The following is a 20,027-nucleotide window of genomic DNA, read 5'->3' as shown; positions in this document are numbered from 1 at the left end:
AATATGAAATTAAAAAATAAGCTCGCCGTAGTAACAGGGGTATCAAAAGGAATAGGACTGGCGACTGTAAAGGCTCTTTTAGAAAAAGGAGTAATTGTAGCTGGTTGGGGAAGAACTGAGCCTGAGATTGAAAATCCAAACTTTCATTTTTTCCAAGTAGATGTAGGTAACTTTGAGCAAGTGAATGCAGCATGGAAAGCTACATCAAGCAAATTGGATATGCCTTGCCATATTTTGGTAAATAATGCGGGCTTAGGCTATGAGTCAACATTTGAGGAAATGGAAATTGGCCTTTGGGAAGAAATGTTCCGTACAAATGTCCATGGCCTTTTTTATTGCTCTAAAGTGATAATACCACAAATGAAGGTAATGGAAGCTGGGCATATCGTCAATATTGCTTCTATTGCGGGTACTACAGGTATAGAAGGTATGGCAGGTTATTGTGGAACCAAATTCGCAGTAAGAGGTATTTCACAATCGATGTTTAAGGAGCTTAGAAAATCCGGGATCAAAGTGACTACCATCAATCCTGGTTCTGTGAATACAAACTTCTTTGATCCGATCGAATCGGTGAATGCTAATGAGAATATGATGCGTGCGGAAGATGTTGCAGAGAGCATTATTTATGTGTTGCAAACTTCTGAAAACTATCATCCAGTCGAATTGGAGGTAAGACCACTTAGACCAAAAGGAAAATAAGCCTATGTCTGTAAGGGTTGAAAATCTTACCAAAATGTATGATGATCAGAAAGCGTTAGATGACCTAAGCTTTGAAGTGACCGAAGGCCGAATATTGGGCTTTTTGGGGCCAAATGGTGCAGGGAAATCTACCACTATGAAAATCGCCACCGGATACATACCGCCAAGCCAAGGTACTGTGTATGTAAATGGAATGGATGTGAGAAGTAATTCCCTTGCTATTAGAAAGATTACAGGCTATTTGGCCGAACAAAATCCGCTTTATTCAGAGATGTATATTGCGGAATTTCTACGTTTTTGCGGTGGCTTATACGAATTGAGCGGGAGGAAACTCAAGCAAAGAGTAGGTGAAATGATGGATTTGTGTGGGCTAATGCCTGAGCAGAAAAAGAAAATTGGGAAACTTTCCAAAGGTTACAAGCAGCGAGTAGGTTTAGCTCAAGCTCTCATTCACGAGCCAGATGTGATCATCTTAGACGAACCTACATCGGGCTTGGATCCCAACCAAATCACCGAAATCCGTAATTTGATAAAGCATCTAAGTTTGGACAAAACTGTATTGCTTTCCACACACATAATGCAAGAAGTAGAAGCGCTTTGTGAAGATGTCGTCATTATCAATAAAGGTAAAATTGTTGGCAGCGGCACAGTCGATGAACTCAAAAGCAAGTCGGAAAAAGGAATGGTGCTCATTGTGGAATTTTCTGATGTGCCAGCTGTAGAAGTTCTTATGAGAATCGATGGTATTTCTGAAATAGAGTTTGAGAGCAAGAGTAAAATCAGATTGTATTGCAGTAAAGATGTGGATCCTCGCTCGGCAATTTTTCAATATGCAAGCGAAGCCAAACTAGAATTACTTGGTCTCCAAGTTCAGAAAAATTCATTGGAAGAAATATTCACTCAATTAACCAAAAAATCGGATAAATGAGGAGGATATTAGCCAAAGAACTCAATGCTTTTTTCAGCTCAATTGCTGCTTATTTGGTGCTTGGAATCTTCTTGGTTGTTACCGGATTGCTCATGTGGGTTTTCCCTGATACTGCAGTTCTAAGCTACGGTTATGCTGATATGAGCACGCTGTTTACATTTGGGCCTTATATATTTTTGTTCCTTGTTCCAGCCATTACGATGAGGCTTTTTGCTGAAGAAAATAAAGGTGGAACAATGGAGTTGCTGCTTACTAAGCCACTTAGGGATTGGGATATTATTGTGGGCAAATACTTTGCAGGCATCATTATCATTTTGGTGGCATTAATTCCTACCCTTATTTATTATTACAGTGTGTATGCCTTGGGCAACCCTGTCGGCAATATAGATTCAGCAGGAGTTACGGGTTCATATATAGGATTATTTTTGTTAGCAGCAGTGTTCTGCGCTACAGGATTGTTCGCATCATCGCTTACCGAGAATCAGATATTAGCCTTTCTCTTAGGCGCATTTTTATGTTTTTTGATCTATGCAGGCTTCGATGGTTTGTCTCGCATGAGTTTATCAGGAAGTGCTGCTTATATGATGGAGCGAATAGGTATTTTGTATCATTACGAAGCCATGAGCAAAGGCCTTTTGGATTCACGTGATATTTACTATTTCATATGCACCATTTTGCTTTTTCTATTTCTCACCAAGATGAAAATATCCTCTAGAAAATGGTAAACTGGGAAAGCAAAAAACTGACAGATTACCTTGGGCTTGGGATATTGCTTGCCACTTTGAGCTTATTGGGTTTGTTTGGGAATGATTACTTTTTTCGATTAGACCTTACAGAGGAGAAGCGTTATACTTTATCGCCAACTACCGAGAATTTACTTGAGGAAACCACCGAAGAAATATATGTCGAACTGTATTTAGATGGCGACCTCCCGCCTGGTTTTATCCGATTGAGAAAAGCCATTATTGAGACTTTGGAGGAGTTCAAACATCAATCTGCTAGTGGATTGACCTATAGAATTATCGACCCAAATAAAACAAGCAGCGAAATAGCTAGAAATGAATTTATTCAGAAACTTGCAGAAAAGGGAATTCCACCTACTGATGTTTTTGCGACTGAAAATGCACAGCAAGTACAGAGACGAGTATTTCCTGGAGCCATTGTGACATATCGAGGAGAGGAAGTGGGCGTTAATTTCCTTAAAGGCGGCCGTATGGGATCTGCGGAGGAAGCTCTTAATCAATCCATTGAAGGTGTTGAATATGAATTAGCAGCTGCAATTCAGCAATTGTCAAGGCCAGCTAAAAAGCGGATTGGCATAGTGCAAGGGCATAATGAATGGGATTCTCTGGATATTGCTGGACTTACTGGCTTGCTAAACGATCGCTATGATGTATTCCGAATGAGACTAAGCGATAGACCGAAAGTTATCGGTTTTGATGCGTTGATTGTAGCAGGGCCAAAGGATAAATTCACTGAAGCTGATAAGTACAAGCTTGATCAATTCTTAATGAGTGGCGGTAAATTGCTCTTTTTTTTGAACTCGCTCTATGTGAATATGGACTCTGCGACCAATGCCGAGCAGAATAATTTTGCCATTGCTGTGGACTTGAATTTAGATGATTTGCTATTTAAATATGGCGTTCGAATAAACGGAAATTATATTCAAGATATCAATAGCGGTTTTTACCCTGTCGTCACTGGTAATTTTGGCGACAGACCCGATATCCGACTGATGCCCTGGCCTTTTTATCCCGTTATCAACAACTTTGCTAACCACCCGACGGTTCGTAATCTCGATGCAGTTTGGACACGTTTTGTTAGTAGTATGGATACCGTAAGAGCAGATGGAATTAAAAAGCATCCGCTATTGATGACTTCGCCATATACTCGAGTAATTACTGCACCAGCTCAGGTTCGAATTAACGATGTACGCGACCTTACTCCGAGTGATTTTCAAAGTGGAACAAAAGCTGTTGGCTATTTGCTTGAAGGCTCATTCAGTTCCCTTTTTAAAAATCGCTTTTTACCCGATTTGGTAGATACTACTGAGTTTAGAGGAGATGGTTTTCCAAGTCAAGTTTTGGTGGTGGCAGATGGAGATTTTGTGCGAAATGAAAAAAGTGTACAAACGAATCAGGCTTTCCCAGTAGGTTTCGATCCTTATGATAACCAACAATTTGCCAATGGCGATTTTATAATTAATGTATTGCAGTATATGCTCGATGAGCAAAATTTAATTTTGGCGCGCAACAAAACAGTACAAATACGCCCGCTAGATCGGGTGAAGGCCGAACAGGAAAAAACACTTTGGCAAGTATTGAACATAGCCCTCCCGCTGTTTTTCGTTTTGATTTTTGGTGTTGTTTGGCAATTATTTTATCGAGCAAAATATAGACGCTAATGGCACGCAAGAATAAAATATTGACTTTCATATTAGTGCTCTTGGTTTTTGCCAATATAATTTTCTGGCTTAATCCATTTTCATCAAATCAAAGCAATCAAGCCAACATGCAGTTTGCAGTTGCCGATACAGCCGCTATTACACACATTAGACTTACCAAAAATGACACAACGATAGTACTTTCTGAGCAAGAGGGAGTATGGAAGGTGGATGATAGATGGCCAATCGAAAAAAGCTGGGAAGTGAATTTGAAAGCGATTCTTTTGAGACAGCAGGTTAGAAGAACCTTGGGAGAAAGTGAAGTAGAATTGTTAAAAGATGAAGTGTCCAATTGGGTGAATGTAGAAGTTTATAATGGTGATGAGTTGATTCAGGCTTTCAAAGCTGGCGGGAATGCCACTCGAACCCAATCTTTGATAGAAGCGGGAGGTGAAATATACGCCACTTTTGTGCCCGGCTACGATAGCTACCTTACAAGTATTTATGAATTAGGGCCTTATGAATGGCGTGATCGAACATTGTATAGAGGTACCGAAGGTAGTTTGCGCACATTTACAGTCACAGCCATTAAGCAAGATTTGGCAAATTCATTTACAATAGCTTATGAAGCAGGCGCCTTTCGAAGTAAAGAAAATGGCGAATTGGATGAAGAAGAAATCAGGAATTTCATGAGAAACCTGAATGGTTTATATGCTGATGTTTGGGTGCCATACAATCAAAACGAAAAAGTACAACAATATTTGACTATGCCAATGGCTGAATTGACATTGGATGATTTATCAGAGGAAAAAAGTATTCAATTGAAGTTTTATGATTTGCCAGAAGATCCAAGGTTTTACTTAGGTGAAATTCTAGGTGAGGAAGATTACTTTTTGATAAGCAGACCAAGATTATTGCCCATTTTGCATGGACCCAGCAATTGATATATTGCTTATTTATTTGCTCGAAATCATGCTGAAAACATAAATTGAAAATCTCATTTGCAATAAACTGCTTATATTTTGATGTTTATTTTTAAATTTACCCATATTTGTTTCACACGAACCAAAAGCCATCAATAGATAATGAAGTTTATAGTATCATCAGTCGCGTTGCTTAAGCAATTGCAATCCATAAATGGTGTAATTACCACCAACCCAGTAGTTCCTATTCTTGAGAATTTCCTTTTCGAAATCGAAGACGGCCTTTTGACGGTAACAGCTTCTGATTTGCAAACTTCCATGACTACCCAAATGGGCGTGGAGGCAAAAGAAAACGGAAATATTGCAGTGCCTGCGCGAATTTTGATGGACACTCTCAAGAACTTACCAGAGCAGCCGGTAACATTTACTATAGACGATGAGACCTATAGCATTGAAATTAGCTCAGATAATGGTCGCTATAAATTGGCTGGTGAAAATGCCACTGATTTTCCGAAAGTGCCAAAAGTAGATAATGGCTTCAATGTGAAGCTATCTACCGATTTATTAGCTAGCGCAATTGGCAATACGATTTTCGCTACTAGCAATGATGAGCTTCGTCCAGCGATGACAGGTGTTTATGTAAATTTCTCTGATACCAACATAACCTTTGTAGCAACCGATGGGCATCGTCTTATCCGCTATCGCAGAGTAGATGTTACCTCAGATACCAATATGTCTATCATTATTCCTCGCAAAGCGCTGAATTTACTGAGAGCAACATTGCCAGCTGAAAATTTGGATGTAGATATGGAATTCAATGGCTCACATGCATTTTTCAGCTTTGGAAATATCCGCATGATTTGCCGATTGATAGATGAGCGTTTTCCAGATTACGAAAATGTAATACCAGGAGATAATAACAACCACATTATATTGGAAAAAGCTTCTTTCTTAAGTTCACTACGTCGTATTGCAATCTATGCGAATAAGACTACTCACCAAGTACGCTTAAAGATCACTGGTAGCGAAATGCAGATTTCGGCTGAAGATTTAGATTTTTCAAATGAAGCTCAAGAACGTATTAGCTGCGACCATACTGGCGAAGATATCCAAATCGGTTTCAACGCGAGATTCCTTGTGGAAATGCTAAACAACTTAGATTCTAAAGAAGTGAAACTTAGCTTGGGCAAACCAAATAGAGCAGGCTTAATTGTACCAACAACCAAAGACGATGCAGAAGACATTCTGATGCTCGTAATGCCTGTAATGCTTTCCAACTACGGATCATAAGAAAAAATATTTATACCAATCAACCTTCAAAAAGTCCCTTAATTGGGACTTTTTTTGTTTTACTTCCGATTTTCTGCTAATATGATAATCAATATGAAGGTGTAGTGTAGAAATGAATTTTGAAGCTTTTTTGCACAGTTCATAAATCAATCTAAATCCATATTTTCCATTACTATGATGAATACAATTAGGACATACGAGGAATATCAAGAAGCATATGATAAGAGCGTGAAAAACCCAGAAGGCTTTTGGAATGAAATAGCTGAAAGTTTTTATTGGAGAAAAAAATGGGATAAAACGCTTGAATGGGATTTCGAAGGGCCGAATGTAAAATGGTTCATCAATGGAAAATTCAATATCACCGAAAATTGTATCGATAGGCATTTAAAAACTCGTGGGAACAAGCTTGCATTGATTTGGGAGCCAAATGATCCTAAAGAGAAATATATCAGATTTACTTACAAAGAACTTCATGAGCGTGTTTGCCAAATCGCAAACGTGATGAAAAAGCATGGAGTCCAAAAGGGCGACAGAGTTTGCCTTTATATGCCGATGATTCCTGAGTTGGCTTTTTCTGTATTGGCTTGTGCTAGAATTGGCGCTATCCATTCAGTTGTATTTGCGGGTTTTTCAGCCCATGCCTTAGCAGATAGAATCCAAGATGCTGAAGCCAATTTCGTGTTCACCTCAGATGGATTGAATAGAGGCACAAAGCAAATTCCCGTAAAGCGGGTGGTAGATGAAGCACTGGAAAGATGCCCATCTGTGAAGAAAGTTATGGTAGTTGAAAGAGTTGGCTGGGCAGTGAATATGGTCGAAGGCAGAGACTTTTGGTTGCACGAAGAATTAGAGGGAATTAGCAAAGACTGTCCGGCAGAAATAATGGATACGGAGGATAATTTGTTTATTCTCTATACTTCTGGATCTACTGGCAAGCCAAAAGGAGTTGTTCACACTTGTGGTGGGTATATGGTTTATGCAGAATACTCTTTCCGAAATGTATTCCAATATGAAGAGAGCGATATATTCTGGTGTACGGCTGATGTAGGCTGGATTACAGGGCACACTTATCTGGTATATGGCCCTTTGTTGGCTGGAGCTACCACTGTGATGTTCGAAGGAGTGCCAAGCTATCCTGATCCAGGCAGATTCTGGCAAGTAGTAGATAAATGGGGTGTCAATATTTTCTACACGGCGCCAACAGCTATTCGCTCATTAATGGCAGCAGGCGAAGACCATGTGCTTTCGTATAGTTTGGATTCGCTCAAAACATTGGGAACAGTAGGCGAGCCTATAAATGAAGAAGCATGGAATTGGTACAACATAAATGTAGGAAAAGAGCAATGCCCGATTGTAGATACTTGGTGGCAAACTGAAACTGGAGGAATAATGATCACCTCACTCGCTGGAGTAACACCCCAAAAGCCTTGCCACGCCACCCTCCCGCTTCCTGGCATACAGCCTGTTTTATTAGATGCTGATGGGAAGGAAATTACCGAAAATGAGGTTGAAGGATATTTAGCTATGAAGTTTCCTTGGCCTTCACTTTTGCGCACCACTTGGGGCGATCATGAAAGATGTAAGTTGACTTATTTTAGCACTTATAAAAATTATTACTTCACAGGCGATGGTGCCAAAAGAAATGCCGAAGGCCAATATCGAATTATTGGACGTGTAGATGATGTGATAAATGTATCTGGTCACCGATTTGGAACCGCGGAAATTGAAAATGCCATCAACCAAAATAAGCATGTTGCAGAATCTGCAGTGGTCGGATATCCGCATGACATCAAAGGTCAGGGAATTTATGCTTTTGTGATCACTCGAGATAAGCCAAATTCTGAGGATAATTTGAGATCCGAAATTGTTCAAACTATTGTGGCTGAGATTGGTAAAATTGCTAAGCCGGATAAAATTCAATTTGTAAATGGCCTGCCAAAAACTCGATCGGGAAAAATAATGAGAAGAATTTTGCGCAAGATTGCTGAAGGAGAAACTAGTAGCTTAGGAGATACATCAACCTTGCTTGATCCGCTAATTGTAGATGAAATAATTGAAGGAGCAATAAAATAACGATTCGTTTACATGAGTAAGTTGTAACTAGGATTTAATTACCCGAATTTTGCGCCAAATTATTTTACAAATGAAAAACTTTAAGTCTATTGCCTTTTGCCTGTTATTGGCAGTAACAATTATTAGTTGTACTCAAGAAAAGGAACAAGAGCCAGAGAAAAATTTTCTTTTGCTTATTTCTTTTGATGGCTTCAAATATGATTACTTCGAAAGAGCTAATACCCCAAATTTTGACAAGTTTATAGCGGGAGGAGCAAAAGCTGATGGCTTGATTCCAGTTTTTCCTACCAAAACATTTCCTAACCATTATTCTATCGTAACTGGACTTTACCCTGAAAATTCGGGTATTGTATCCAACACCATGTACGATAAAGAAATAGACAAATATTACAGAATAGGTGATAGGGAAGCCGTAGAAAATCCTGCTTGGTATCAAGGTGAGCCAATTTGGAATACCGCCGAAAGACAAGGGCTGACTGCTGGAACATTATTTTGGGTAGGGTCCGAAGCTCCGATTAATGATAAATATGCTACCTATTGGAAAATATACGATACCAATATGGACGAAAGAGCTAGAATAGATACAGTTGTCAATTGGTTTACCCAAACAGATAAGCCAAATGTTGATTTTGCTACACTGTATTTTTCTGAAGTAGATACTCAAGGTCATGGCAGAGGTCCAAATGCTGATTCAGTAAATGTGTATATAGAGCAGGCAGATGAATTGCTTGGATACTTGGTGGATAGACTAGAAGAAAAGGGCATTTATGACCGTACAAACATTGTGATTGTTAGCGATCATGGAATGTCTGAATTGTCAGCTGATAGAGTCGTTTTAATTGATCAGATAATTGATGTTACTAGAGTACAAATGGTGGATTGGACGCCAGTTTCTATGATTAATTTCACGGATAGTACCTATAAGGATGAGGCCATTGCAAAGCTTAAAGAAGCTGAGAAAGAAAATGGAAACTTTCGAGTATTTACCAAAGAGGAAATTCCGGATTACTGGCACGTTAAAAATCATCCGCGAACGACAGACTTAATAGTAGTAGCAGATAATGGTTGGCAAATAACTAGTCGTAATAGGCTCAACTTTTTTATTCAAGGACTTCCTGCTGGTACGCATGGTTTTGATAACCAAGAAAAAGATATGCAAGGTATATTTTTAGCTCATGGGCCAAATATTGCAGAAGGCACCAAAATTGAAGCATTCGAAAATGTGCATATTTATGAAATGATGTGTGAGCTTTTGGGTATTGAACCAGCGAAGAATGACGGCAATATTGAGATATTAAAATCAATTTTAAGATAGTAAACTTTTGACTTGAAATATTGCTATTTCAACACAATTAGACTTTGGTATTCAACACATAACCGTATCCAGAATGATTGAATTCTGGCATGTTTTTCCTTAGCATTCAATGGAAAGAAGTGAATATGATGAAGCGAATTATGGTGGAGCCTGAGAGGTGATTGAAGATTGATGAGAGATTAACTTACAATCTCTCAATCTTTGCTCCTAGTGCTTGCAATCTTTTATCAATATGTTGGTAGCCACGATCAATTTGCTCCACATTGTCGATAATAGATTCGCCTTTGGCACTTAATGCCGCAATGAGCAATGCGACACCAGCTCTAATATCTGGACTACTCATTCTGATGCCTTTCAGATCATATTTACGGTCTAGCCCAATAACGGTAGCTCTATGTGGATCGCACAAAATAATTTGAGCGCCCATATCAATTAGCTTATCTACAAAGAAAAGTCTGCTTTCGAACATTTTCTGATGTACGAGCAAAGTGCCTCTTGCTTGTGTTGCAACCACCAAAACAATACTTAATAAATCTGGCGTAAAGCCTGGCCATATTGCATCGGAAATGGTCAGGATGGAGCCATCAATATAGGTTTCGATCTCGTAGCTGTCTTGAGCTGGAATATGAATATCATCGCCAATAATTTCCATCTTAATACCAAGCTGCTGGAATTTCAATGGAATTAATCCAAGGTGTTCAACACCGGCATTTTTGATGGTGATAGCAGATTGTGTCATTGCAGCTAGCCCAATAAAACTACCAACCTCAATCATATCAGGCAACATCGTATGTTCTGTTCCAGAAAGTGAATCAACACCTTCAATAGTCAATAGATTAGAGCCAACACCCGAAATCTGAGCCCCCATGCGATTAAGCATTTTGCATAACTGCTGTAAATAGGGTTCACAAGCGGCATTGTAAATAGTAGTAGTACCTTTGGCCATTACTGCCGCCATCACAATATTGGCAGTACCAGTAACGGAAGCTTCATCAAGTAGCATATAGCAGCCTTTCAAATCGGACCCATCGATGTAATACATACTTGAGTCAGATTCGTAGCGGAATTTTGCGCCTAATTTCTGGAAACCAATAAAGTGAGTATCTAGCCTGCGACGACCGATTTTGTCTCCACCAGGCTTAGGAGCTTTGCCTCTACCAAAGCGAGCCAACAATGGGCCTAATATCATTATGGAGCCTCTTAGTGATGAGGCTTGTTTTTCAAATTCAGCAGAATCGAGATAATCAAGATTTACATCTGATGCGGTAAATCGAAAAGTCTCTTCAGATAATTGTTCCACTTTCACGCCCATGTCTTTGAGCAGCTCTATGAGCTTAATTACATCACGGATTGCGGGAATACGGTGAATGGTTACTGGCTCAGAAGTGAGCAATACTGCGCAGATAATCTGGAGAGCTTCGTTTTTTGCCCCTTGAGGCGTGATTTCTCCACTAAGCTTTAGCCCTCCGGCTACCTTGAATGAACCCATTTAGTTTCTTCTTTTTTTGTAATGCGGCTTGCTGCCACGTCCTTTTTGATTTCTGTTACGCATGTTTTGTGGAGTTCCTCCCGCTTCTTTTTCTTGGTTGCGCTCTCTTATGTTCGAATCGAAGAGATTTTCAGCTCTTACTCTTTCCAAATCAATTTCGAGTTTGCCTCCAGACATTTCCTTTATGTTTTTCACAATCACACTATCATCGATATTGTCCTTGTTCCAAGTGCTGTAAAATGTCTTCATCAATTTACCTAAGTAAATAACGGCAGCATCAATCTCTTCTGGATCTTCCAACTCCATTGCTCTTTTTATCAGCAACTCCACGCTTTTGCCGTAGTGCTTATAACGAATGTTGGTAGCAGGATATTCTACCCTTTGAGGTCTCTTTTTTAAGAGTGTTGCTTCAGGGTTTGGAAATGGCGCATCTACATCTAATTCGAAATTAGACATGATATAAATGTCGTCCCAAAGCTTTTGCTCATATTCAGGATAATCCTGTACCGTTGGCGCAACTTGTTTCATCAAGCTTACCAAGGTATAAGCCAAACGAGTTCTTACATCGCGATCTGGCTCTTCTTTAATAAAGCTTACTATATTATGGATATTTCTGCCGTACTCTCTCAGAGTAATATTAATGCGGCTCGTATTGTATTCGTGCATCTAATATGTAATTAATGGGGAATTCGGATTCCTGTGGTTCAATTATCAATTATCCGAAGCTTTGCAAAGCTAAGTAATAATGTTTTCTCTCCAAAATGATCAAAACTAACCTTTGCTTTTCTGTTTGCTCCTTCTACTTGCATTTGGATTACAGAGCCTTCGCCAAATTTAGGATGCTCCACCCGCATTCCTTCTTTCAGACTTGATGTATCCGATGCCACAAAATCATCAGCGGGTTTTATGCCTTTAGGAGGTACAGAGCGGGAGGTTGTTCGCAATGGCATTTTTGGTAATGAACTCACTAAGTTTTTTGCATAATGGCTACTGCGCATAGCTGGTTCTCTACTGCTGTATAGTTTGTCTACTTTTATATATTGTCCATCTATTTCCTCCAAAAAGCGGCTTGGGTCACAGTTTTTCAAATTACCAAAACGATAACGGCTCAGAGCATAGGTCAAACTCAATTTTTGCTTGGCGCGAGTAATAGCTACATAAAAAAGCCTTCGTTCTTCTTCCAAATCGGCACGGCTGCTTAGCATCATTTGAGATGGAAAAAGTTCTTCTTCCATGCCAACTACATATACATGATTAAACTCCAAGCCTTTGGCCATATGGATGGTCATTAGCGTCACTTTATCTTGATCCTCGTCTTTATCTTCATCTACACTAGATACCAACGCGATTTCTTGCAGAAAGGCCGTCAAATCTTTGTTTTCGGTTTCTGGATTGTCCACAAATTCCTTAATTGAGTTTAGGAGTTCCTGTACGTTTTCATAGCGATTTAGCCCTTCGACTGTGCGATCCGAATAGAGTTCTTTTAGAATGCTCGAACCCTTGGCTATTTCCATTGATGCTTCATAAGCATCTTTTTCGCGAACTTCCACCATAAAACTCTTGATCATCACAGCAAAATCTTCCACAGCATTTGCCGCTCTGCCCGTAAGAAACTGGCGAATATTACAAAGGACTTCCCACAGTGATAATCCATGATCATCTGCCGCCACGATTATCTTATCTACAGTAGTATCACCAATTCCTCTTTTAGGATAATTGATTATTCGCCTCAGCGCTTGCTCATCATTTTGGTTGATGGTGAATCGCAAATAGGATATCAAATCTTTGATTTCTCTACGTTGATAAAACGAAAGCCCACCAATAATTTTATACTTAATACTCAACTTCCGTAGTGCTTCTTCCAAAGCTCTGGATTGGCTATTAGTACGATATAGTATTGCAAAATCTGTATTGCGTAAATTCTTTTGAGCCTTTTCTTCAAATATCGAAGTTGCCACCAATCGACCTTCTTCATTGTCACTGGCAGCTTTGATAAGCGAAATGTGGTCGCCATTATCATTGGCCGTCCAAACATTTTTCTGTAGCTGAGCTTTATTTTTCCCAATTACGGAATTGGCTGCATTTACAATTGTTTGAGTCGATCGATAGTTTTGTTCAAGCTTAATGATTTTCAGCTCTGGAAAATCCTTCTCGAAGTTCAGAATATTGCGAATGTCGGCACCTCTAAAAGCATATATACTCTGAGCATCATCGCCAACAACACAAATATTACGATGCACAGCCGCAAGTCTTTTGGTAATTAGGTATTGGCTAAGGTTGGTATCCTGAAACTCATCCACCATCACATATTCGAATCGATGTTGGTATTTGTGCAATATTTCGGGATGCCTTTTGAATAGCAAATTGGTGTTGAAAAGCAAATCATCAAAGTCCATCGCGCCAGCTTTGAAGCAACGCTCAGTGTAGGCCTTGTAAATATGAACTGTCTCGGGCCTATTGGTCATGGCATCATTTTCCATCAGCTCGGCATTAGCCATATATTGCTGCCAGCCTATCAAGTTGTTTTTAGCAGAGGATATTCTGCCAAAAACTGAATTTTTCTTGTAAGCCTTATCGTCCAGTCCTTTTTCTTTGATGATAGTATGAATAAGCGATTTGGAATCGTCTGCATCGTAAATAGTAAAATTGCTCGGATAGCCAAGCAAATGCCCTTCTGATCTTAAAAGTCTTGCGAAAACGGAGTGAAAGGTGCCCATCCAAAGACTCTTAGCATCGCCACCAACCATAGCTTGGATTCGGTGGCGCATTTCTCCTGCGGCTTTATTGGTAAATGTAAGTGCCAACACTTTGAATGGATCAACATTTTTTGCTTTGAGGAGATAAGCTATTCTATAAGTTAAAACACGAGTTTTGCCAGAGCCTGCACCTGCAATAATCATTGTAGGCCCATCAGTGTGGATTACTCCTTCTCTTTGAGGAGGATTCAATTCATCGAGAAAATCAATCGCTTCATTCATACCGTTGCAAGTTAATCAATACAGAGTTTACAGCGTAAGGATGAGCCTTTTTTTGGCGGGAGGAGGTGGATTATTCCACAATTTTAATTTGAGTTACTACAAATTTACGCTATTTGAAATTCAACATCACCCAAGTTTCACTTCAAAATCTCAGCGAAATACTTCTCATAAGCCTTCACGGTATTTTCCAATGAGAAATCTACCAAAGCGGTATGTTTGCCTTTGAGGGCAAGTTTATTTCTTAGAGTTGGGTTTTGGTATAGGAGGCTAATAGCACTGGCGAGTTCCTTGATATTTCCTTCTTGGAATAGCAGGCCGTTTACCTCCCGCTTTATCAAATCTGGATTGCCGGCAGCGTCTGTGGCGATAACAGGAATGCCCAGAGCCATTGCTTCAAGCAGCGATTGTGACAATCCTTCCATATTCGAAGCCAATATTTTTATGTCAAATAACGGGTAATAATTCAGTATTTCATTAGCGCCAATTTCTCCCTCGAAAAACACTTGATGTTTTGCAGGCAATTTCTCCAGCCATTTTTCTAGATCAGCTTCTTTTCTTATTCCAACAAAAATCATTTTCACTGGAAATTCAACAAAAGCCAATGCTTGCAATATTTGCTCTTGTTGTTTGCGTCTAGAAACACAGCCAATCACAAAGTCATTTTCTTTGATTTCAAATTTATTCCTGAGATTTTCAGTTTGAATAGGATCCAGATTTTGATATTTCTCTATTGGCGTACCATTATTGATCACTTTTATTTTTTTGGGGTCAAGTCCCATCTTTTGAAGGCCATCTGCCACTCCATTGCTCACGGCTACAAATCCATCAGCGCCTCTGTTGTATAAGAAGTTTTGCAAGAATCCACCCATACTCAATGGTCGCTGCCTTCGAGTATGGATAATCTTTACTGGGAGTTTATATCGCCATTTGGCAAATATGGATGTATATCGATCCCAACTACTTTGAGCGTTGATAAGTTGGATACTATATTTTTTTACAGCGAATTTTATCTGCTGCATATTTTGAAAGTCAATTTTGCCAGAGAAAGTCATGGCTATAAGATTGACCTTGCTACCTTCGAGCATTTGATATATAAGGCTTTCTTTGCGGCAACCAAGGTAGATTTGATGTCCCTTTTCGGCAAGTGCTTTGGCCAGCATAGCTATGGAATTGGTGCTGCCCGCCATGTCGCCTTGGTAGGTCAGAAACAAAATTTTGAGAGAAGGCATGGCGTAAAAATAACCATAATTGATACAGAAGGTATAATATTATGTGAAAGCAAACTGAAATTAAGTTTGCGGATAGTAATTGTTTAGTATTTTTGGAAATCTTATGTCGGAACAAGAAAAGCCTATTCTATCAAAAGTTGAGAAACAGCGCATATTCGAGAACGAATTTATGCCGCATATCAATAGCATGTACAATTTTGCGTACAGGCTTACTTTTGACGAAGACGACGCCAAGGATTTGGTGCAGGATACTTATTTGAAGGCATTCCGATTTATCACCTCTTTTCAGGCCGGAACTAATGCAAAAGCGTGGTTGTTCCGAATTTTGAAAAACAGCTTTATCAATGACTTCCGTAAAAAGAGTAAGCAACCTTCAAAAGTAGATTATCAGGAGGTTGAGAACTTTTACAACTCTGACGATGTAGATGAAGCAATCACCACAGATTTGCGCGTAGAAACCGTGCAGGATATGATTGGTGATGAAGTTGCCATAGCACTTAATGCACTAGACGTAGATTTCAGAACAGTAATAATTCTTTGCGACCTTGAGGGGTTCACTTACGAGGAAATGGCCAAAATATTGGACATCCCAATTGGTACCGTACGCTCCAGATTACACAGGGCTAGAAACTTGCTAAAAGAGAAATTGAAATCTTATGCTAAAACAATGGGTTATAAATAAAACGTAATTATGGGTTTACATTTTACAAAGTGGTTTCAGTGGTCGAGGGGAAAGCATGAAAAGCCATGTCCTGATAGAGAAGAATGCCTGAAAGCACTTCAGCTTTATATCGATGGCGAAGCTGATATGGAGTTGGAAGGAAAGCTGAAACTAAAGCTTGAGAAATGTATGTGTTGTATCGAAAACTACAACTTAGACAGAAGCATTAAAGAAGCGATTAAAACAAAGCTAGAAACCAAATGCTGCCCTGAAGAACTGGCGAATTCCATTCGAATAAAGATCAAAGAAAGCGTCTGATAGTTTCGGATTTTTCTTAAACCCAAGCCTCTTACATTATGCCGGAAGGAAAAGCCTTCATATTCGCCGCACCTTCTGGGTCGGGAAAAACAACCATCGTAAAGCATTTATTGGAAGCCTTTCCTACACTAGGATTTTCCATTTCGGCTAGTACTCGCGATCGACGCGGGAGGATGGAGCAAAATGGCAAAGATTATTATTTCCTCAGCAAAGACGAATTCAAACAAAAAATTGATCGGGATGAATTTGTGGAATGGGAGGAAGTGTACGAAGGAAATTATTACGGTACTCTCAAATCTGAAATAGAGCGAATTTGGTCTGAAGGCCGCCATGTGATATTTGACGTGGATGTAAAAGGAGCCCTCAACCTCAAGAAGTACTTTGGCGACAAAGCGCTGGCAGTTTTCGTGAAAGTGCCATCAATGGAAGTTTTGAAAGAGCGACTTACCGATCGTGGAACCGAATCGCCTGAGAGCTTGTCGAGGAGAATTTATAAAGCCGAGTTTGAAATGGGCTTTGCCAATAAATTCGATGTAATTTTACTCAATGACGATCTGGAAAGTTCAGTAAATCGTGCCAAGCAATTGGTAGAAGACTTCCTCAAAAAATGAAAGTAGGCCTTTTTTTTGGTTCTTTCAATCCCATTCACGTTGGGCACCTGATTATCGCAAATGTGATATTAGAGGAAGCCAAATTGGATGAGCTGTGGTTTGTAGTTTCTCCGCAGAATCCCTTCAAAGCAAGTAAGCAATTGGCACATGAATTTGATAGACTTCGAATGGTGGAGCTGGCCATCGAGGATCACTGGAAATTTCGTGCAAGTGATATTGAATTCCACATGCCTAGACCGAGTTATACAAGTGATACCCTAGCATGGCTTAGCGACCGATATCCAAATCATCACTTCCAAGTAATAATGGGAGAGGATAATCTGGTAAATTTCCCTCAATGGAAGAACCATGAAACCATCCTCAATCAGTATGGGCTAATTGTATACCCCCGCCCAGGTTCTAAAAAATCAGAGTTGCTGGAACATCCCAATGTCCATAGAGTGGAGTCCCCTCAATTCAATATCTCAGCAACGTTTATCCGTAAACTATTTAAGAAAAACCGCAGTCCAAAATATCTATTGCCAAATTCGGTAATTGATTATATTGTGGGAAAAGGGTTATACAATTAAGCTAAATTTTGTTTTCTCAGTATTTTCCTCCCGCTTTTGAATATTACCGATTTGGAAATAATCAATATCCATAGCTGAAATAGCTTGGGCAAAAAAGCACAAAAAAAGGTGCCCTTAAGAGGCACCCATTTGATATTTATTTAGACAGGTTTTTAAACAGTCATAATTTCAGCTTCTTTCTTAGTGTAGGCTTCATCGCATTTTCCGATAAACTTATCAGTAAGTTGCTGCACGGTATCTTCTGCTCTTTTCACATCATCTTCAGAAGCACCTTCTTTTTGCAATTTTCGCAAAGATTCATTTGTGTCTTTACGGATATTTCTAATGCTAATTTTGCCATTCTCAGTTTCCATTTTAGCCTGTTTGGCTAGTTGCTTTCTTCTGTCCTCAGTAAGCGGTGGAATGTTTAGACGAATGACCTCTCCGTCGTTTTGTGGGCTTAAGCCTAAATCAGAATTAATAATTGCTCTTTCGATTTCGCTCAACAAGGATTTTTCCCAAGGCTTGATCAATACTGTACGTGCATCGGGCACAGTAACAGATGACGCTTGATTTAGGGCAGTAGTTACGCCATAGTAATTGACGGTGAGTCCATCGAGCATTGAAGGTGATGCCTTGCCAGCTCTGATTTTACCAAGCTCCAAAGATGTATGCTGAACTGCTTTTTCCATGAGCTCTTTTGCTTCATCCAAAAATAATTGAATCTCTTCCATGATTTTCTATTATGCGGTTATGAGCGTTCCAATTTCTTCGCCCAGTATAAGTTTCTTTAGATTTCCCGATTTGTTCATATCAAAAACGATGATCGGTAGATTGTTTTCATGACAAAGAGTAAATGCCGTCATGTCCATTACGTTGAGGCCTTTTTCATATACTTCTTGAAATGAAATATTAGAGTATTTTATTGCGCTTGGGTCTTTTTCTGGATCGGCGCTATATACTCCATCAACTCTAGTGCCTTTTAATACAGCATCAGCTTCTATTTCAATCGCTCGCAAACTAGCAGCTGAATCTGTAGTGAAATACGGGTTGCCAATGCCAGCTCCAAAAATAACAATTCGCCCTTTTTCTAAATGTCTTACAGCTCTGCGTCTAATAAAGGGCTCACAAACTTGTTCCATTTTGATGCCTGCCATTAATCTGGTGAACATGCCATGTTTTTCGAGTGAACTTTGAATAGCCATTGAGTTGATAACTGTAGCCAACATGCCCATGTAATCTCCCTGTACTCTATCAATTCCACTTTTCTCAGCATCTACACCTCGGAAGATATTTCCACCGCCAATGACAATAGCGATTTCGATTCCGAGATCTTTAATCTCTTTGATTTCTTGGGCATATTGCTCAAGTCTTTGTGGGTCAATGCCGAACTGTCTTGTTCCCATCAGGGCTTCACCACTTAGCTTGAGCAAAATTCTTTTGTATTTCATATAAGGGGTAAATATAAAAGGTATGTGGGTTTATTTGTTAGTTTTCGAATTCAATTAGGATTTGATTTTTCTCAACGCTGTCTCCTTTTTTCACAATTATGGCCTTGACTACACCTTCACCTGGAGATTTGATTACATTTTCCATTTTCATTGCTTCCAATACCAATAGCTGATCTCCTTTGGCTACATTGTCGCCTGGAGCTACTTTTATATCCAGAATAAGACCCGGCATTGGAGCTTTCATTTTGCTTAGTTGTTGAGAATTGACTGCACTTAGTCCCATCTTATCTAGAAGCAGATCAAATTTGTCTTTTAGGGCAACTTCAAGGATTTGACCGTTAATCTTTAAAGAAACTAATTTTTCCTCCCGCTTTATTTCAACTACTTCGGCATTGTAAGAGACATTGTTTAATAGTATGTGGAAATGTCTATCTGAAATTCGAGATATATCCCAAGGGAAGTCTTTGTCTTCTATGGTGAAATTAGAGTCATCTCTTTGAACGCGGTATGATTTCTTGTCTATAGTTGCTTGATATTCCATAATAGGGTTGATAGGTTCAAAAAAATATTAAGGGTAAAATTAAGATGGATGATTGAAAATACTATTGTAATGGAGTATAGAATATCGAAATTTCGAGAAATTAGGCAGATGTTGAAAACTAAATGAAAGAAAGGGAGATATTTTATTTGAAAAATTTGATTAAACGAAAATTGCCATTAATTTTGCACTTCCTTTCTCAAAAGGCCTAGTTCGAAAGAGGTTTGAGAGGAAGAATTTGGGGAGATACCAAAGCGGCCAACTGGGACGGACTGTAAATCCGTTGTCTTATGACTTCGTAGGTTCGAATCCTACTCTCCCCACAACTCGAAAGAGTTTAATGTTATAAAAAGCGGGTGTAGCTCAGCTGGTAGAGCGGCAGCCTTCCAAGCTGCAGGTCGCGGGTTCGAACCTCGTCGCCCGCTCTTTTTATATAAGCGGATTGCGGGTAACCCATGATACTTACCGGTTCCCGAGTAGTTGGTGTAAGCCGATGTAGCTCAGAGGTAGAGTACTTCCTTGGTAAGGAAGGGGTCACGGGTTCAATTCCCGTCATCGGCTCAAGGCATTGAGAAATTTAAAAACGAATAATT

At 39.5% G+C, this 20,027-nt stretch carries 19 protein-coding genes and 3 tRNA genes; 15 read left to right on the top strand and 7 right to left on the bottom strand.

What is annotated here, in order from left to right; genetic code table 11:
- The first annotated feature begins 3 nt into the window (after positions 1-3).
- From ACOXY8_RS04785 to ACOXY8_RS04750, 8 genes are all read left to right on the top strand, one after another.
- Complete coding sequence (locus ACOXY8_RS04785; protein ID WP_458330404.1) at positions 4-699, top strand: SDR family oxidoreductase; 696 nt, start codon at positions 4-6, stop codon at positions 697-699.
- Between the two features lie 4 nt (positions 700-703).
- Entirely contained in the window at positions 704-1,627 is a 924-nt protein-coding gene (gldA, locus tag ACOXY8_RS04780; RefSeq protein ID WP_458330403.1) for a gliding motility-associated ABC transporter ATP-binding subunit GldA, read from the top strand.
- Entirely contained in the window at positions 1,624-2,352 is a 729-nt protein-coding gene (gldF, locus tag ACOXY8_RS04775; RefSeq protein WP_458330402.1) for a gliding motility-associated ABC transporter permease subunit GldF, read from the top strand. Before gldA ends, gldF begins: the two co-directional genes overlap by 4 nt.
- Complete coding sequence (gene gldG / locus ACOXY8_RS04770) at positions 2,346-4,031, top strand: gliding motility-associated ABC transporter substrate-binding protein GldG (RefSeq protein WP_458330401.1); 1,686 nt, start codon at positions 2,346-2,348, stop codon at positions 4,029-4,031. Before gldF ends, gldG begins: the two co-directional genes overlap by 7 nt.
- Positions 4,031-4,954, top strand: a complete 924-nt coding sequence (locus ACOXY8_RS04765) for a hypothetical protein (RefSeq protein WP_458330400.1) — start codon at positions 4,031-4,033, stop codon at positions 4,952-4,954. The genes gldG and ACOXY8_RS04765 overlap by 1 nt, the downstream gene beginning before the upstream one ends.
- Before the next feature lie 141 nt (positions 4,955-5,095).
- The gene (gene dnaN, locus ACOXY8_RS04760) at positions 5,096-6,223 is read left to right on the top strand and encodes a DNA polymerase III subunit beta (protein WP_458330399.1); all 1,128 of its coding nucleotides are present in this window, start codon (positions 5,096-5,098) and stop codon (positions 6,221-6,223) included.
- Between the two features lie 174 nt (positions 6,224-6,397).
- On the top strand, positions 6,398-8,296 hold the full coding sequence (gene acs / locus ACOXY8_RS04755) for an acetate--CoA ligase (protein WP_458330398.1): 1,899 nt from the start codon (positions 6,398-6,400) through the stop codon (positions 8,294-8,296).
- 70 nt (positions 8,297-8,366) lie between these two features.
- On the top strand, positions 8,367-9,611 hold the full coding sequence (locus ACOXY8_RS04750; protein ID WP_458330397.1) for an alkaline phosphatase family protein: 1,245 nt from the start codon (positions 8,367-8,369) through the stop codon (positions 9,609-9,611).
- Between the two features lie 184 nt (positions 9,612-9,795).
- On the opposite strand, the gene murA is transcribed toward ACOXY8_RS04750, so the two are convergent.
- From murA to ACOXY8_RS04730, 4 genes are all read right to left on the bottom strand, one after another.
- Complete coding sequence (murA, locus tag ACOXY8_RS04745; RefSeq protein WP_458330396.1) at positions 9,796-11,100, bottom strand: UDP-N-acetylglucosamine 1-carboxyvinyltransferase; 1,305 nt, start codon at positions 11,098-11,100, stop codon at positions 9,796-9,798.
- On the bottom strand, positions 11,101-11,766 hold the full coding sequence (locus ACOXY8_RS04740; protein WP_458330395.1) for a DUF4290 domain-containing protein: 666 nt from the start codon (positions 11,764-11,766) through the stop codon (positions 11,101-11,103).
- Between the two features lie 38 nt (positions 11,767-11,804).
- Complete coding sequence (locus ACOXY8_RS04735) at positions 11,805-14,066, bottom strand: ATP-dependent helicase (RefSeq protein ID WP_458330586.1); 2,262 nt, start codon at positions 14,064-14,066, stop codon at positions 11,805-11,807.
- A gap of 149 nt (positions 14,067-14,215) precedes the next feature.
- The gene (locus ACOXY8_RS04730; RefSeq protein ID WP_458330394.1) at positions 14,216-15,307 is read right to left on the bottom strand and encodes a glycosyltransferase family 4 protein; all 1,092 of its coding nucleotides are present in this window, start codon (positions 15,305-15,307) and stop codon (positions 14,216-14,218) included.
- Positions 15,308-15,410: 103 nt separating this feature from the next.
- Between ACOXY8_RS04730 and ACOXY8_RS04725 the strand changes: the two genes are divergently transcribed.
- Genes ACOXY8_RS04725 through nadD form a run of 4 tightly spaced genes read left to right on the top strand, consistent with a single transcriptional unit; the run spans position 15,411 to position 17,466 of the window.
- Complete coding sequence (locus tag ACOXY8_RS04725; RefSeq protein ID WP_458330393.1) at positions 15,411-15,989, top strand: sigma-70 family RNA polymerase sigma factor; 579 nt, start codon at positions 15,411-15,413, stop codon at positions 15,987-15,989.
- 9 nt (positions 15,990-15,998) lie between these two features.
- Complete coding sequence (locus ACOXY8_RS04720; RefSeq protein WP_458330392.1) at positions 15,999-16,286, top strand: hypothetical protein; 288 nt, start codon at positions 15,999-16,001, stop codon at positions 16,284-16,286.
- Between the two features lie 38 nt (positions 16,287-16,324).
- Positions 16,325-16,897 carry a guanylate kinase gene (gene gmk, locus ACOXY8_RS04715; RefSeq protein ID WP_458330391.1) on the top strand — a complete coding sequence of 191 codons (573 nt, stop codon included), beginning with the start codon at positions 16,325-16,327 and terminating at the stop codon, positions 16,895-16,897.
- Positions 16,894-17,466 carry a nicotinate (nicotinamide) nucleotide adenylyltransferase gene (gene nadD, locus ACOXY8_RS04710; protein WP_458330390.1) on the top strand — a complete coding sequence of 191 codons (573 nt, stop codon included), beginning with the start codon at positions 16,894-16,896 and terminating at the stop codon, positions 17,464-17,466. Before gmk ends, nadD begins: the two co-directional genes overlap by 4 nt.
- Positions 17,467-17,618: 152 nt before the next feature.
- Here the strand turns inward: nadD and frr are convergent, their stop codons facing one another.
- Genes frr through ACOXY8_RS04695 form a run of 3 tightly spaced genes read right to left on the bottom strand, consistent with a single transcriptional unit; the run spans position 17,619 to position 19,437 of the window.
- The gene (gene frr / locus ACOXY8_RS04705) at positions 17,619-18,179 is read right to left on the bottom strand and encodes a ribosome recycling factor (protein WP_458330389.1); all 561 of its coding nucleotides are present in this window, start codon (positions 18,177-18,179) and stop codon (positions 17,619-17,621) included.
- A 9-nt stretch (positions 18,180-18,188) separates the two neighbouring features.
- Positions 18,189-18,896 (bottom strand): UMP kinase, encoded by a 708-nt coding sequence (pyrH, locus tag ACOXY8_RS04700; RefSeq protein WP_458330388.1) that lies wholly within the window; start codon positions 18,894-18,896, stop codon positions 18,189-18,191.
- Positions 18,897-18,933: 37 nt separating this feature from the next.
- Positions 18,934-19,437: an acetyl-CoA carboxylase biotin carboxyl carrier protein subunit gene (locus ACOXY8_RS04695; protein ID WP_458330387.1), complete on the bottom strand. Its 504-nt coding sequence runs from the start codon at positions 19,435-19,437 to the stop codon at positions 18,934-18,936.
- A gap of 237 nt (positions 19,438-19,674) precedes the next feature.
- On the opposite strand from ACOXY8_RS04695, the gene ACOXY8_RS04690 reads away from it, so the two are divergent.
- The 3 genes from ACOXY8_RS04690 (at position 19,675) to ACOXY8_RS04680 (ending at position 19,995) form a co-directional block, all read left to right on the top strand.
- Positions 19,675-19,757, top strand: a tRNA-Tyr gene (locus ACOXY8_RS04690).
- 29 nt (positions 19,758-19,786) lie between these two features.
- Positions 19,787-19,859, top strand: a tRNA-Gly gene (locus ACOXY8_RS04685).
- Positions 19,860-19,923: 64 nt separating this feature from the next.
- Positions 19,924-19,995, top strand: a tRNA-Thr gene (locus tag ACOXY8_RS04680).
- Positions 19,996-20,027 lie beyond the last annotated feature (32 nt).

The sequence above is a fragment of the Peijinzhouia sedimentorum genome (assembly GCF_049340005.1).
Lineage (GTDB): Bacteria > Bacteroidota > Bacteroidia > Cytophagales > Cyclobacteriaceae > CAXBDP01.
The sequence above is the reverse complement of the archived record's forward strand: the minus strand, read 5'-3'. Positions and strand labels throughout refer to the sequence as shown.

Bases quoted from the DNA above. Each gene is read 5' to 3' on its own strand.
- ACOXY8_RS04785 (WP_458330404.1), top strand. From the start codon at position 4: ATGAAATTAAAAAATAAGCTCGCCGTAGTAACAGGGGTATCAAAAGGA.
- gldA (WP_458330403.1), top strand. From the start codon at position 704: ATGTCTGTAAGGGTTGAAAATCTTACCAAAATGTATGATGATCAGAAA.
- gldF (WP_458330402.1), top strand. From the start codon at position 1,624: ATGAGGAGGATATTAGCCAAAGAACTCAATGCTTTTTTCAGCTCAATT.
- gldG (WP_458330401.1), top strand. From the start codon at position 2,346: ATGGTAAACTGGGAAAGCAAAAAACTGACAGATTACCTTGGGCTTGGG.
- ACOXY8_RS04765 (WP_458330400.1), top strand. From the start codon at position 4,031: ATGGCACGCAAGAATAAAATATTGACTTTCATATTAGTGCTCTTGGTT.
- dnaN (WP_458330399.1), top strand. From the start codon at position 5,096: ATGAAGTTTATAGTATCATCAGTCGCGTTGCTTAAGCAATTGCAATCC.
- acs (WP_458330398.1), top strand. From the start codon at position 6,398: ATGATGAATACAATTAGGACATACGAGGAATATCAAGAAGCATATGAT.
- ACOXY8_RS04750 (WP_458330397.1), top strand. From the start codon at position 8,367: ATGAAAAACTTTAAGTCTATTGCCTTTTGCCTGTTATTGGCAGTAACA.
- murA (WP_458330396.1), bottom strand. From the start codon at position 11,100: ATGGGTTCATTCAAGGTAGCCGGAGGGCTAAAGCTTAGTGGAGAAATC.
- ACOXY8_RS04740 (WP_458330395.1), bottom strand. From the start codon at position 11,766: ATGCACGAATACAATACGAGCCGCATTAATATTACTCTGAGAGAGTAC.
- ACOXY8_RS04730 (WP_458330394.1), bottom strand. From the start codon at position 15,307: ATGCCTTCTCTCAAAATTTTGTTTCTGACCTACCAAGGCGACATGGCG.
- ACOXY8_RS04725 (WP_458330393.1), top strand. From the start codon at position 15,411: ATGTCGGAACAAGAAAAGCCTATTCTATCAAAAGTTGAGAAACAGCGC.
- ACOXY8_RS04720 (WP_458330392.1), top strand. From the start codon at position 15,999: ATGGGTTTACATTTTACAAAGTGGTTTCAGTGGTCGAGGGGAAAGCAT.
- gmk (WP_458330391.1), top strand. From the start codon at position 16,325: ATGCCGGAAGGAAAAGCCTTCATATTCGCCGCACCTTCTGGGTCGGGA.
- nadD (WP_458330390.1), top strand. From the start codon at position 16,894: ATGAAAGTAGGCCTTTTTTTTGGTTCTTTCAATCCCATTCACGTTGGG.
- frr (WP_458330389.1), bottom strand. From the start codon at position 18,179: ATGGAAGAGATTCAATTATTTTTGGATGAAGCAAAAGAGCTCATGGAA.
- pyrH (WP_458330388.1), bottom strand. From the start codon at position 18,896: ATGAAATACAAAAGAATTTTGCTCAAGCTAAGTGGTGAAGCCCTGATG.
- ACOXY8_RS04695 (WP_458330387.1), bottom strand. From the start codon at position 19,437: ATGGAATATCAAGCAACTATAGACAAGAAATCATACCGCGTTCAAAGA.